Here is a 13,896-nt window from a genome sequence, read left to right as displayed (position 1 = left end):
TATTCATTCATTCTTTGACAGAGCCAACCATCGCACCTTTGGCGAAATGCTTCTGTAAGAATGGATACACCAGCATAATCGGCACAGTTGCTATGACGACGGCCGCCATTTTCAACGTCTCAGACGGCATCTGGCGATTCATACGGAAATCCGCACCGCTCCCTCCTGCCCCGCCGCCCATTGCCGCCGGATCGACCAGCAGGTTTTGCAGCAGCACCTGCAGCGGCCACATGCTCTGATCGTTAATGTACATAAGCGCGTTGAAATAGGTATTCCAATACCCTACCGCAAAGAACAAGCCGAATGCGACCAGCGCTGGAAGTGACAAGGGCAATATAATGCGCCAAAATACGCTGATCTCGTTACACCCATCAATTCGTCCCGCTTCCTCCAGACTATCGGGAATACTGTCGAAGAATCCCTTCATAAGCAGAACGTACCACCCACTGGTCAGCGACGGAATAATAAGCGACCAGATATTATCGATAAGTCCGACATTGCGCACAATTAAATACTGCGGCACAAGACCTGGCTGGAACAGAAAGGTTAACAAAATAAGAAACAGAATGGCCTTCCGGAAGCGCAGTCGCTTCCGAGAGAGCGCATAAGCCAAGCCCCCGGTTACGATGAGGCTGCATGCTGTTCCTACTGTAGCCAGAATGGTGCTCACACCGAGTGCGCTGACAAACAAGCCGTTTGCCAGCAAGTACTCATAGGCATCCAGTGACCATTTGGCCGGGAACAAAATAAGCGGCTTCGTGTAATATTCCGTTGGAGCCGTGAACGACAGCACGATTGTATAGTAAATGGGAAAGACGGTCGCCAAGCTGATGAGCAGCAGAATGGCTATGTTCCCGATATTGAATAAGCGATCTCTCACACTGTTATCTCTCATAGCACTTGTCTTCCTCCCAAATTAATACAAACTGTCCTGTCCGAAGCGCTTAGCAATTTGATTGGCCGCCACCACAAGAATGACGCCAACTACCGATTTGAATAATCCGATGGCTGTACTGTAACTGAACTCCCCTTGCTTAATCCCAACCCTGTACACATACGTATCGAACACTTCCGCTACATTGGAGACGGCTGCATTCATCATCAGATAAATCTGCTCGAATCCAGTATCCATAATAGTGCCTAACCGCAAAATAAACAGAATGATGATCACATTGCGCATGCCCGGCAGCGTAATATGCCAAATGCGGCGCATCCGCCCTGCTCCATCCATCACCGCAGCCTCATACAGCTGAGGATCGATTCCTGCGATAGCAGCGAGGAAGATAATCGTCCCCCAACCGACCTCCTTCCAGATCGACTGTGCCGTCAACATTCCCCAGAAATAACTTGGATTCGTGAGCAAATCAAAAGCCTCTTTGTCCATAGACAGCAGCAGCTTGTTGAACAACCCTTCCGACTGCGAGAACATGAGGAACGTCAACCCCGAAATGAGCACCCACGATAAGAAGTGCGGAATGTAAATGAGAGACTGTACTGTTCGCTTCACAATCGAATGCCGAACCTCGTTCAGCATGATAGAAAGAATGATCGGCGCCGGGAAGAAAAACAACAGATTCAGAAAACTGATAGCGAGTGTGTTGCGCAGCAGAATGTAGAAATCTTCATTTGCAAAGAAGCGGCTGAAATGCTCGAATCCTACCCATGGACTTTGAAACACACCGAAATACGGCGAATAGTCTTGGAAGGCGATCACAAGATTCGTAATCGGAACATACTTGAAGACAAGGAAGAAGAGAAGTCCTGGCAGCGCCAACAAATACAAGTATCTATCCCTCTTCACATCTACCCATACACGTGTGCGCGCTCTTCGTTTAGATGATGTCCTCCGTTCTAACTGGGCTGCAGATACAGATGTTGATGGTTCCATGCTCATCAGTACTACCTCACTTTCTTCTGCATGTTCAATTGAGACAGCGAGTATCACAATTTCTGCTAGGATTTTTTATCAATGTAAACGCTATCAAAATTTCATGCAATTTGACTTTTTTGCTGAAGCATCTTGCCTGCCTGCATAACCGCGCTTATTCATCGCTCGATGAACGCACAAGCAAGCCCCGCAAAGAATCACCTGCTGCGAGATTCGATGCAGCATTTTTCCGATTTCCTGAGGCTGCACTTTTTTTCTGTAAGCCTTTTCATCCGTTGTGCCATTCAGTATGATAAATACAATCGGCCACCATACCAGAACATTCCATACTACCGTTCTTGTATGAACAGCTTCGTGCAGTCGAGCAAATTACAATTTCTATTCCAATATCAAATATCAATGATTACTCCATTATTCCGTTTCATCATCCATTGCCACACAGGAGGAATTCATGGGAAAGCTGCATGATATACTACGTCCCTCTTCCAAGGGAATCTTCTATTGGAAAAGTCTCGCGCTCGCCGTACTGCTGACCTGCCTGCCAATCACGATCATCAGTGCGGCTTATTTATATATGGGCAACCAGCAGCTTGTGAAGCAGTTTCAAGGGAAGAACGACAGCGAGATGATTGAAGCAGCCAAACAAATCGATAAACAGCTTGGGCAGCTTATTAATTACGCTCTACATATGGTCGTGAAGCCGCATTTCAAGCCGACGATTTCCGATATGGATTTCGCACAGCAGTTCGAGGAAACGAACCAATTGCTCGATACGCTCACGCTTATCGAGAATGCCGATCCGATTATTGATCAGGTGTATTTGTACGTGGCGAAGCAGAACAAAGTACTTCAGCCCTCGATTGGTCTTCGGACATTGGAGCAGGCAGAAGAATCTCGCTGGAAGGAGCTTATATCGGCCGAGCAGGGCATCTTCTGGACACATGAATTGCAGCGTCCCTTCAGTAGAGGCTCGTCCCATGCCGTCGTAATGAAGCTGCCGTTCAATGGAAACGCATCCTACGGGGCTATCGTGATTTACATCAATCCGTCTAAATTGTTCGTATTTGCGAACCCAGACCGATATGCTTACCTGCTCGACGAGGAAGGACACATTATTGGGCAAAGCGAAGCAAGCAGACAGAATCTTGAGGCATTCGCCGCTATTCAATCTCATCAGACTCAACATACAGAGGCATTGAATCAACCTAGCGGAAGCAGCAAGGTTCCCTTGAATCAGGATACATTGCTCATAAACACCGTAACCTTGGAGAAAATGGGCGGCAAATGGACTTACTTATCAGCTACCCCTCAATCCATCATTACGGCACCTACACGACCCTATACACATATCCTCATTGTGTGCTGGATATTTGCCCTGCTGGCTGCGTTAGCGTTAAGCTGGTTCGCTTCCCACCGTATGTATCGACCGATACGCCGGATGATGAACTTGCTTACAGGCTGGCGCTCCCCGGATACGGATGTTCACAATGAGCTTGATTATATTGAACGGGAGTGGCAGCATTATCGAATTACAAATGAAACATTGGAACGGAGGCTGAATCAGGCCGTGCCGTCCATGCGCGAGGCAATTATGAATCAATTCATTACAGGGCAGGCAGCGCACTGGACAGAGAGGGAGATGATGGAGAAGCTTCATACGATGGGGGTCGCCATTGAAGGCAGGTCATTTGCAGCGATCGTTCTACAACTTCATCCAACCGATGAAGAATATAAGCCGCTGTCCGATAAAGACGATGTTCTATTAACGTACGCAGCCATCAATATCGTGGCAGAGCTATCCCAATCCGCAGCGGAACATGTTCACACGATTAATTTCTTAGATGGATCGTTCGGACTTGTGCTCATACTCCCCACACAGGATCATGCTCAAGCAGAAGCACAACAGGAGCTGCACAGTCTGTGTTCCCATTATATCAACGTCCTGCATGAGGTTCTGCGCATCCAGGCCACCATCGTCTATAACGGGCCAACTTCGTCGTGGATGGATATTCCCCATGCCATGGAGCAGGCTCAGCGTGCGCTTCGGTGCCGCACCTTCGACGCAACGAGCCAATTGCTTCAGGCCGATCAAGTGCTGGATAGAGCGAATACGCTGCTTGAAGCCCCTCTGCTTGTGCTTGAGCAGGAGCTTATTTACGCTCTCAATATGGGTCTGGCCCAGGAAGCGACGCAAGCCTTGGAGCAGTATGTAGAGGCACTGCAAGCAAGCCACGCGGCAGAATGGCTTGTCCATCAAGCGCTGTTGCGACTAATGGGAAGCATCCATCGCGCTATGCTTCAGGCCGGCCATAATCCGTATGCCGTCTATGACAGCGCCCAGCTGTATGAAGAGCTTCGTATGCTGCGCAATCCACAAGCATCCTTGTCCTGGTTCCAAGAGAAGGTGATCCACCCTTACATTCATTCGCTCTCTCGCAGCTTCAATGCATCTATGAAGGAGATTGTAGACAATCTGCTCGAACAGATTGCACAAAGCAACGGTCAAGAGATTGCACTTGAAACCTATGCGAAAAGTAATGGCGTCAGCATCTCCCAACTGAGCAAAGCGTTCAAGCAAATGACAGGAACGAACTATGTCGATTATATTACCTCGATAAGAATGAACTATTGCAAGCAGCTTCTACTGACCACGGATATGAAGATCAATGAAATCGCTGAATCGGCCGGTTACCAGGCCCCCTACTTCAATCGTATGTTCAAGAAGCTCGAAGGAATAACTCCCGGCCAATATCGCCAGCGTCATTCCTCACAAACCCTATAGCAGGATGCCGCAATTGGAGCAATAACTTCAGCATAACCTTATACATCACTGCAGATCATGGCTGGCATTCCGATCTCCGTTCTGATGGGTGCTGTCAGGCGCATTTCATAGGTCTATACAACTTCGGCCCCTCCACTGCTTACCGCAGTAGAGGGGCCGAAGGACTTATTATTTACAATGCACAGAATCTAGCAAAAAGACAATCTTAACCGTCGATTACAGCAGACTGACTGTTACTGCATCGTCAGCAGCATCGTGCCCATTCGGCGGGCAGTCTCCATCATCTGCGGGGCAAAGGATACAAGCGTATCTGCCGACATCCGGCTGACAGGCCCCGATACCGACAAGGCTGCGACCAGCCGCTGATTCCGATCCATGATCGGCACAGATACAGCCGCCGCTCCAAGTTCGCGTTCTTCCAAGCTCACAGCATATCCGAGTCGACGCACTTCCTCAAGCTGCTTCATATAGCTGTCCTTGTCAATGGAGGACGGCCAGCGTGAATCGCGCAATGCAGCCTCTAGCTCGTGCGTCTCAGCAAAGGCAAGCAGCACCTTGCTGGATGCCCCCACGAACAACGGCAAACGAACGCCTACTGGCGCTACTCTACGGATCGCCTGATTGCTCTGCACGGCCTGAATCCGTATCCGGTCGTTGCCATCCTTCACATATAGACTCACCGTCTCATCCAACTGATCGCGCAGGAGCTCCATCTCCGGCTGCAGCAGCTGAGCAGGATCATCGACCTGCGTCAAATTCGCCGCCAACTCCCATACCCGATATCCCAGGCGATACTTATCACCATTTTTAAGTACGAATCCGCGATCCTCCAATGTTGTCATCAGACGATGAACAGTGCTCTTATTCAGCCCAACGCGGGTTGCAAGTTCCGTCAAGCTGATATCTCGCTCATTGGCAAAACACATTAATATATCGAGTGCACGCTCTACGGCGCGTACGGTTAGCTTTCCTCGTTCTTCCACCATATATCTCCCTCTTCGGTTCCATAGTATGGAACATCGTTACAACTAGTATAACTCTCTTCCTTATTTTCGTAAAGATACTAGCACCATTCTCCCGCATCCTACGAACGTCCCTTGTTTCGACATGTTTTTACAGGGAGATTGCAATGTTACGGGACGATTACAATCACCTTACAAATCGCGCACATCCGTTGACCCTATGCGGATTCCCGCATACGATAATGATACGAAGACAACGTTTACACGAATCAGCTCCCATCGGGACTTTTGTTCTATATGAATTTATTGGGCTCGACACCATTCTGCATTACATCATCGAAGGAGGTCATCTACATGAGCACACCTGTTATTACATCTCCCGCACTACAGCCTGAATGGCTCGGCCCATCTGGAGCAGCCCCTGCGGCAGCGCGGAGACTACGAGTGAAGCATGTAGCCATTGCGCTATCCCTATCGACCTTCTTCGCTGCAATTGTCATCTTCCTTGCCCTGCACGGATTCATCGCATGGATGTTCGCTAATCCGCAAGTACCTCCGCTGTTCTCCAATCCAATGGAGGCCAAAGGGATGAAGTACGAGACGGTATCCTTTCCCGCTCGCGATGGGCATACGCTGGTAGACGGATGGTACATTCCATCTGATAAGCCTTCCAAGCGCACCTTAATCTTCAGCCATGGCTACGGGGCCAATCGAGAAGAATATTGGGTGCCGATGTATGACCTTGCCAAATTCGCACATCGACTCGACTACAATGTCATCATGTTCGACTATGGATTTGCTTCCGAACAGCATCCGACCAAAGCAACAGGCGGCCGTCTGGAGAAGGAACAGCTGCTAGGCGCAGTCAAGCTCGCGAAGGAACGCGGTGCTGAGCACGTCGTCGTATGGGGCTTCTCCATGGGTGCCGGAACGGCGCTTCAAGCAGCACTGCTTACTCATGATATTAATGCCATGATTCTGGACAGCACCTTCCTGCTGGAGCCAGATACGCTATATCATAATTTGCAGCAGTACGCTCCACTGCCGAAGCATCCATCGCTTGATCTGCTGCGTACCTTCTTCCCTGCTGTCAATGGCACGAGCCTACAGCAAATTCCATACAATGAAGTGAAATCAACGAACTATGAGATGCCGATTCTCTTCGTTCATGGAACAGCGGACTCCAAGGCGCCATATGGAATTGCAGAAGGCATTGCCGCCCATCAGTCCAACAAGCTCTCGCAGGCATGGATCGTCCCTAATACACAGCATGAGCTTATCTATCGCACACAGCGCAAAGAATACTTGTCGAAGACATCCGCATTTCTGAATGCAGCCTATCGTGCTGATCGCGGTTTGTTCATTGCACAGAACTAACTCCCCTGCTACGCCGATTGAGACGTTCATAAATTCGGCAAGGAAGTTTCACAGAATACGAGATGGAATAAGTCGAAGTAGAACCGCAAGCCCCCGCTTGCGGTTTTTTTGTGCCATTTTACATAGGTCAACCTATGAAGCTAATACAATAAAAAGAACCATTTCAATCACAAGGAGGGAGAACATTGCAGCTCATATACGGGCCACTTATGCCTGTGCGTGTACTGGAAGAGAGTGCCTACTGGAAGCAGCAGGAGAAGAAGCATACAGAGGTCATTCGCGCAATTGTGCCCCAGCTGGAGCCTGAATACGTGCAGCTGCTTGCCCAATGGGAACAGGTTCTGTCACAGACGGAAGATGCAGCGAGGGGACAGCTGCGCACCGCCCTGCAGCAGCCAGATGTCCTTCAGCCAGATCAGCTTCAACAGCTTCAAGAATTGCTCCGCGCTTCTGTATATCAATCCGAGCAGTTCGTTCAGCAGCTTGATGCCATTAAGCATAACAGCCAAGCCGTGCAGCATACGGAGCACGCCCCTGTCGTATTCGATCATATCACGGAGCGATCCCAGTACTTTCTGAAAGCCATTAAACCTGTCTTTCACCCAGCAGTAGAGCCCCCGGGAAGCAATCATAACACTCGTTCTAGCAGCAGCTCCTCCCCACCAGCTCGCATTCACGCTGCGGGGAACGAGCCTTCCTCGCATTGGCCGCAGCATCAGTATCAGCCCCAGCAACATCAGTATCCCTATCCACAACAATCCATTCAAGGCATTCATGCTCACATTGGCAATACGCGCAGCGCGCAGCCGGAACAGGATGATGAGACAGATGGGGAATCCTTCGTTCCAATTGGCGGACACCGGCTTCCTCCGCTTCCATACCCTTATAATGCGCTTGAGCCTTATATCGATGAGACGACGATGCGCATTCATCATGACAAGCATCACAAGAGCTACGTGGACGGCTTGAACAAAGCCGAGTCGGCGCTAGCAGAAGCACGGCGCACCAATAAGTTCGATCTGGTGAAATATTGGGAGAACGAGCTTGCGTTCAATGGGGCTGGTCACTATCTGCACACCATCTTCTGGGATGTAATGAGTCCGCAGGGCGGAGGCAGGCCTACAGGCAGTCTACTGCGCCAAATTGAGCATGACTTTGGCAGCTACGATGCCTTCCGGAAGCACTTCTCGAACGCAGCAGAGAAGGTTGAGGGTGGTGGCTGGACGATACTCGTCTGGAGTCCGCGCAGCCGAAGATTGGAGATTTTGCAAGCAGAGAAACATCAGAACTTGTCCCAATGGGATGTCGTCCCGCTGCTGCCGCTTGATGTATGGGAACATGCTTATTATTTGAAGCATCAAAATGAACGGCCGAAATATATTGCCGATTGGTGGAATGTCATCAATTGGCCCGCTGTATCCGAACGATTCGAGCAAGCTCGCAAATTAAAATGGACTCCCTTCTAAGCTTACAACATCATTCGATGAATGAGGTGTTTACTTCCTATTTTTCGAGCTTATTCGCCGTTGCGCCGCACCCTTTTCGTTCTATACAATAATAAATGGAAATAGCTGGATCACGTGCGGTTCTGTGCCGCGCTTTCCTTTTGTACCAGAACAATGAGTTATCGACTTCGAAAGGGGTGAGGCGAATTGCTCAGACCTATTGTGAAATGGGCTGGCGGCAAACGCCAACTACTTCCCAACATCCGTTCCCTTCTGCCTTCAGCAGACTGGACGCGAGCAGCCTACTTCGAACCGTTCATCGGCGGAGCGGCGTTATTGTTAGCATTAACGCCAGACAACGGGGCCATTAACGACGTCAACCCAGAGCTCATCAACGTGTACCAAATGATAAAGCAGCAGCCAGACCAACTTATTGAAACCCTTCGCCAGCATCGCAACGACGAAGGATACTATTATGAAATCCGGGCATGGGACCGGAACCAAGAAGCCTACGCCGCCTTATCCCCTATCGACCGCGCCGCCAGACTTATTTATTTGAATCGGACATGCTATAACGGCTTATACCGAGTCAATGCGGGCGGCCAATTCAATGTTCCATTCGGGAAATACAAGCGGCCGAACATCATAAGAGAAACAACTATTCGCAGTATGTCCTCCTATTTGAACCGCGCCAATATTCGAATGATGGATGGAGATTTTGCTGAGGCTGTGCAGGAGGCACGCGCCGGCGACTTCGTCTATTTTGATCCTCCCTATGACACCTTGACGCCAACTGCCGCCTTCACTTCGTATGCCAAGGGGGGCTTCGGCCGACCGGAACAACAGCGTCTAGCCAATGTATTTAAGGAACTTAGTGAACGTGGTGTATATGTCATGCTGTCCAATCATGCGACAGACTATATTCATCAATTGTATGAGGGATATCGAATCCATACGGTAAAAGCGAGGCGAAGCATTAATTCCAAAGGTGATGGCCGTGGTGTGATCAACGAGGTCATTATTATGAATTATTGACATGTAAGACGAAACGTGGATATTCAGGCATTGGTTGTACAACCCTATAGGCAGTGCAGGCATCAGTCAATCCCATACTTCTTCTTCGCACGATCGTAAGCTTCCTGGGCGCGATCCCGCCTCGGAAGCTTACTGTTGATGTGCAGAAGGAGCAGTAGATTGCAGGCGAGCAAGATGAGAATGGTCATCTCCATCCAAACTCCCATTCTATTCCCTCCTAAAATGAAATCACTAATCTACGAAAAAGTGAACTTGCCATCCATAATTGTGACAGCCGTGCCGGTTAAGTACACCCGCTCCTGATGCAGCTCCAACTTCACAGCGCCTCCTCTTGCAGAACATTGACGTCCAGTTAGAGACAACTTGCCGAGCTTGGCTCCCCAATATGGCCCCATCGTGCAATGAGCAGATCCCGTAACCGGGTCTTCATTCACACCGAGCGCGGGGAAGAAACAGCGAGACACGAAGTCAATTCCGTCATGGGCTGATTCCCCTGCTCTCGCTGTAACGAGCACACCAATCGCTTCTTGATCGCACGCCTTAAGCTGTTCCCAGTGTGGCTCCAGCGACCGTACAGTCTGTTCTGAATCCACGATGGCCATTAACTCGATTCGGCTTCTAAGTACCTCATGCACCGAGCAGCCTAGCGCTTCCTCCAGACGCACTCGCAGCGACTCATCCTCTACGGGCATTAGCGAAGATGTTGGGAAATCCAGCGTGATCTCGCATTGGCCCCCGCTTTCCTTATATGCAGCATGGAGAATGCCGCTCTTCGTCTCGAAGGAGACTCTGTCCCCGCTCACAATCCCGCATTGTCTTAATACATGAGCCGTAGCCAGCGTTGCGTGTCCGCATAGATCAACCTCAACCTCAGGCGTGAACCAGCGTAGGCCGAGAGGGCGCTGAGCCCCCTCTTCCCACTCTGCATCTACATGAACAAATGCTGTCTCGGATAAATTCATTTCGGATGCGATATGCTGCATCATCGTCTCATGCCATTCCTGTTCAACGAGACAGACCGCAGCCGGATTGCCGCGGAATGGCGCATCTGTAAAAGCATCTACGATGTATACCTTCATGTCCATACCTCCCTTGCCTAAGATTACTACAACCGGCTAATCGAAAAAGACAGATCTGTTCTATTTCTGTTCTATTCCCTATCAGCTTTATTGGGATCTAACAGAGATAGGTATGTCTCTGCCGGCACCGCAGCCAGCCATGGACTCGGCTTGCCGACACAGAATACATGAAGCTCATGCATGGCCCGCGTGCAGGATACATACAGCAGTTTCTGTTCATTTGCACGCCCATAGGCAGCTTCCGATGCATCATAGATGACAACTGCATCGAATTCTACTCCCTTGGCCAAATACGAAGGAATAACCAGCGCACCCTCATGGAATGAGGCCGTATCTTGCTCGACAAGGTAAATCGAAATTTCATTTTGCAGCGCCTCATATGCTTCCTTGCTCTCTTGAGCCGTCTTACAAATCACGGCTACATTGCGATGCCCTTCCTGCAGCAGTTGACGTATGCGATCCGCGACCAGTCGATCTCGCTGCGCTCCGCTCTCCACAACGGTAACTGTCGGCAGATTCCCAGCCCGATCGAACGGCTCAATACGATCGCCGTCCATGGCCAGATAGCGGGCGAACTCCATAATCGGACGAGTTGTGCGGTAGCTTCGCGTCAAGTGGAAAGTTTCCGTAGATGAATTGCCGCGCATATCCGAAGATAGCCAACTGCTGTTAATATCCTGTTCCCCAGCATGCGGATAAATTGCCTGCTCCCAGTCCCCAAGCAGCGTCATGCTGCAGCGCGGGAACATTCGTCTTAACAATGCGAATTGGAAAGGTGAGTAATCCTGCGCCTCATCAATGAACAGTTGGCGAATAGAGGTATTCACACGGAACCCCTTAATGCATTCATTCAGATACAGATATGGCGTTGCATCCTCAAACGGCATCTCCCCTGATAGAAGGCGTGCTTCCGTATCTGCACATATGGTTCTCCACTCCGCAGGCAGCGTTCCGGCTGCCGCACATCGCTCCGATACATCCGGCATAGCGAACAACTGACGATACGTCCCCTCCATATCAATAAACCCAAGCTTCTTCACCTGTGAATAGAGAGACTTGAAGTGCTCATTCACAATCGATGCAGCAAGCCAGTCGCGTTCACGCTGGAAGTCATCGAAGGTTTCCTCCGAGAACTGCTTCTTGCGCTGCAGCTTCATATAAGCTTCGTGGTATGCATCATCATCCAGCATCTCTACTTCCTCATCCACCCACGCCTTCTTGCGTTCTTGCTTCGCCGCGCGATGCAGTTCCCCACGCAGCCATTCGGCCAGCAAGCGCAAACGGTTCGGCAGCGGAAGCGATGCATCATAACGGTAGAGCTGGCTGTGAATTTGCTCTGCAGTTACGATCACCTCATCGCGGAAACAAATATCATGGAGCTGCAGGCCTTCTGTCCCTAACCACTGTACGTACGCATGGATCATATCAATATAGTTACGGCTTGCCTTGAAGCGGATCGCCTCCATACGAGCGCTATAGCCCGGTTCTTCTGCAGCTGTCAGTGAATATTCCATTTGCTCGAACGGATGCTCAAGCTTGAAACTGCTGCCTAGGCGGTGCTCCAAATAATCCTGGAAGGTCGTCTGCTCCATATTTCGTTCTCCCAGCTCCGGCAACACTGTCGAGACATAACGGTTGAACAGAGGATTTGGGGAAAATAATACGATCTGCTCCGCCTGCAGTGTTTCCCGATACCGATAGAGCAGGTATGCAATACGCTGCAAAGCTGTCGACGTCTTGCCGCTGCCTGCTGGCCCCGTCACAATCAGCACGCCGCTCCGTTCATTGCGAATGATGCGGTTCTGCTCCTGTTGTATGGTCGCTACAATGCTCTTCATATGCTCGGCTGACGGCTGACTAAGCATTTGACGCAGCAATTCATCTCCAATCGTAACCCCGGTATCGAACATTCCACGGAACCGGCCTTCCGAAATAAGAAACTGACGCTTCAGTTCCATCGTACCTTCTATCTCCCCTACAGGAGTCGTGTAGCGCGCAGGGCCTGGAGGGAAATCATAATACAAGCTCGACACCGGAGCTCGCCAGTCATATACGAAAAATTCGCCTTCTTCATTGCGGAAAGAGCCAATGCCTAAATAGATCTCCTCACCGCGCATTTCTCCATCTTCCTTGAAATCGATTCGTGCAAAGTAGGGAGACTTCGCCATGCGAGTTAATACATCCAACTGACGCGCAGCATGGCGGTGTCTATGCTCGCGCTCGGTTAACACCTCTGCCTGCTGCTTCATGCTGGCGAAGGTCTCTATCGCCTCATTTATATCGTCCATGTTGATTTTGACATCGTCCCAGAATGCCTTGCGGAATTCGACTACTTCGTGTTTGATGTCGCCAATATCCTGCTGCAGGGGCTCAATATGCTGCTCAATAGCTTCCATCACCCGAGTCGCTCGTTCCTCTTCTAGACGCCATTGTTCTTCTTTCGTACTCATCTAACCACCCGCTTCTTTAGAAATTTATAAATCAAGGTTGACAGCCTGTGATTCGATATGGTATTATATATTTGGATAGTAATGCATTTTAAAAATATACTCATATCGTACATTAGATCTTAACATAACAGTCCTCTGCTTACAAGATGTTGATTAGGCTTTTTCCTTGTCAACTTTTGTATACAGAGGACTTTTTGCATGGATGTAATATGTGATCACCAGTTAGGAATGTACGATAATCTTTTTCTTATGATGCTCCTCAAGAAGCTGAATAAGCTGTGTCTGCTCGGACGAGTTAGACAAGCAAGCAAGTGGGATAATATGTGCCTGCATCGAGCTGATGAAGATATAGATGTAGTCCTTGGTCATTCTGATTTCCGGTATCGCATCCCAGTTGTAATGAGCGCTGCCGACCGGCGTCGTCTCATCAATTCCCTGCTCCGTAATCTCCATCGTATGATCTCCGAGCCAGGCTGCATTTTCTGTGGAAGCAGACCAACGCATAACCTTTCTCTTAATCGAAAAATACATGAATACGTTCAAAAGCACTCCCAGCACTATCCCAACGACAATCGAGTACACCCATGGTTTGCCGATAACTTTAAGAATGATGCTTAAAAACAAGGGCAGGCCGATGATGTTCGCTAGCATGACTTTACGGTATTTCGGCATGCTGTATATCACGAATTTATTAAATTTCCAATAGTCTTCCTTTGTAATATGCATTGAAATCTTCATAGCAGCACTCCTTTATTTCCATAGATAGCATAAACATCTTTATTCCCATTATACATGCAGCGATTTCATTAAGACACCCTCCTTTCCCGGGTAAGCAGTATAAGAAAAAAGAAGACACGACCCGCCTTTCAGCGAAGCCA

At 49.5% G+C, this 13,896-nt stretch carries 11 protein-coding genes; 4 read left to right on the top strand and 7 right to left on the bottom strand.

The features are described from left to right. Positions 1 to 7: 7 nt before the first annotated feature. Both RQP50_RS18860 and RQP50_RS18855 read right to left on the bottom strand, forming a co-directional pair. Positions 8 to 895 carry a carbohydrate ABC transporter permease gene (locus tag RQP50_RS18860; protein WP_315746353.1) on the bottom strand — a complete coding sequence of 296 codons (888 nt, stop codon included), beginning with the start codon at positions 893 to 895 and terminating at the stop codon, positions 8 to 10. Between the two features lie 21 nt (positions 896 to 916). After that, positions 917 to 1,894, bottom strand: coding sequence for an ABC transporter permease (locus tag RQP50_RS18855; protein WP_394358411.1), 978 nt, complete (start codon positions 1,892 to 1,894; stop codon positions 917 to 919). 445 nt (positions 1,895 to 2,339) lie between these two features. Here RQP50_RS18855 and RQP50_RS18850 point away from each other — a divergent pair, with 445 nt between their 5' ends. After that, positions 2,340 to 4,670: a helix-turn-helix domain-containing protein gene (locus RQP50_RS18850; protein WP_315746352.1), complete on the top strand. Its 2,331-nt coding sequence runs from the start codon at positions 2,340 to 2,342 to the stop codon at positions 4,668 to 4,670. 233 nt (positions 4,671 to 4,903) lie between these two features. Here RQP50_RS18850 and RQP50_RS18845 read toward each other — a convergent pair whose 3' ends face one another. Further along, on the bottom strand, positions 4,904 to 5,653 hold the full coding sequence (locus tag RQP50_RS18845) for an IclR family transcriptional regulator (protein WP_028533615.1): 750 nt from the start codon (positions 5,651 to 5,653) through the stop codon (positions 4,904 to 4,906). A 333-nt stretch (positions 5,654 to 5,986) separates the two neighbouring features. On the opposite strand from RQP50_RS18845, the gene RQP50_RS18840 reads away from it, so the two are divergent. The 3 genes from RQP50_RS18840 (at position 5,987) to RQP50_RS18830 (ending at position 9,489) form a co-directional block, all read left to right on the top strand. Next, a complete protein-coding gene (locus RQP50_RS18840) occupies positions 5,987 to 7,009 on the top strand; it encodes an alpha/beta hydrolase (RefSeq protein WP_021256127.1) in 1,023 nt (340 codons plus the stop codon). 185 nt (positions 7,010 to 7,194) lie between these two features. Further along, positions 7,195 to 8,475 (top strand): Fe-Mn family superoxide dismutase, encoded by a 1,281-nt coding sequence (locus RQP50_RS18835; protein WP_315746351.1) that lies wholly within the window; start codon positions 7,195 to 7,197, stop codon positions 8,473 to 8,475. 186 nt (positions 8,476 to 8,661) lie between these two features. After that, positions 8,662 to 9,489 carry a DNA adenine methylase gene (locus tag RQP50_RS18830; RefSeq protein ID WP_315746350.1) on the top strand — a complete coding sequence of 276 codons (828 nt, stop codon included), beginning with the start codon at positions 8,662 to 8,664 and terminating at the stop codon, positions 9,487 to 9,489. 62 nt (positions 9,490 to 9,551) lie between these two features. Here RQP50_RS18830 and RQP50_RS18825 read toward each other — a convergent pair whose 3' ends face one another. From RQP50_RS18825 to RQP50_RS18810, 4 genes are all read right to left on the bottom strand, one after another. Beyond that, complete coding sequence (locus RQP50_RS18825) at positions 9,552 to 9,695, bottom strand: hypothetical protein (RefSeq protein ID WP_174807698.1); 144 nt, start codon at positions 9,693 to 9,695, stop codon at positions 9,552 to 9,554. 30 nt (positions 9,696 to 9,725) lie between these two features. Continuing rightward, the gene (locus RQP50_RS18820; RefSeq protein WP_315746349.1) at positions 9,726 to 10,568 is read right to left on the bottom strand and encodes a PhzF family phenazine biosynthesis protein; all 843 of its coding nucleotides are present in this window, start codon (positions 10,566 to 10,568) and stop codon (positions 9,726 to 9,728) included. Positions 10,569 to 10,639: 71 nt separating this feature from the next. Further along, complete coding sequence (gene helD, locus RQP50_RS18815; RefSeq protein ID WP_315746348.1) at positions 10,640 to 13,018, bottom strand: RNA polymerase recycling motor HelD; 2,379 nt, start codon at positions 13,016 to 13,018, stop codon at positions 10,640 to 10,642. A 222-nt stretch (positions 13,019 to 13,240) separates the two neighbouring features. Next, complete coding sequence (locus tag RQP50_RS18810; protein WP_315746347.1) at positions 13,241 to 13,756, bottom strand: YcxB family protein; 516 nt, start codon at positions 13,754 to 13,756, stop codon at positions 13,241 to 13,243. Positions 13,757 to 13,896: the final 140 nt, after the last annotated feature.

The organism is Paenibacillus suaedae (assembly GCF_032337355.1).
Classification (GTDB): domain Bacteria; phylum Bacillota; class Bacilli; order Paenibacillales; family Paenibacillaceae; genus Paenibacillus_B; species Paenibacillus_B suaedae.
The sequence above is the reverse complement of the archived record's forward strand: the minus strand, read 5'-3'. Positions and strand labels throughout refer to the sequence as shown.

Excerpts from the sequence above, each read along its gene's own strand:
- RQP50_RS18860 (WP_315746353.1), bottom strand. The coding sequence starts at position 895 with ATGAGAGATAACAGTGTGAGAGATCGCTTATTCAATATCGGGAACATA.
- RQP50_RS18855 (WP_394358411.1), bottom strand. The coding sequence starts at position 1,894 with ATGAGCATGGAACCATCAACATCTGTATCTGCAGCCCAGTTAGAACGG.
- RQP50_RS18850 (WP_315746352.1), top strand. The coding sequence starts at position 2,340 with ATGGGAAAGCTGCATGATATACTACGTCCCTCTTCCAAGGGAATCTTC.
- RQP50_RS18840 (WP_021256127.1), top strand. The coding sequence starts at position 5,987 with ATGAGCACACCTGTTATTACATCTCCCGCACTACAGCCTGAATGGCTC.
- RQP50_RS18825 (WP_174807698.1), bottom strand. The coding sequence starts at position 9,695 with ATGGGAGTTTGGATGGAGATGACCATTCTCATCTTGCTCGCCTGCAAT.
- RQP50_RS18820 (WP_315746349.1), bottom strand. The coding sequence starts at position 10,568 with ATGAAGGTATACATCGTAGATGCTTTTACAGATGCGCCATTCCGCGGC.
- helD (WP_315746348.1), bottom strand. The coding sequence starts at position 13,018 with ATGAGTACGAAAGAAGAACAATGGCGTCTAGAAGAGGAACGAGCGACT.
- RQP50_RS18810 (WP_315746347.1), bottom strand. The coding sequence starts at position 13,756 with ATGAAGATTTCAATGCATATTACAAAGGAAGACTATTGGAAATTTAAT.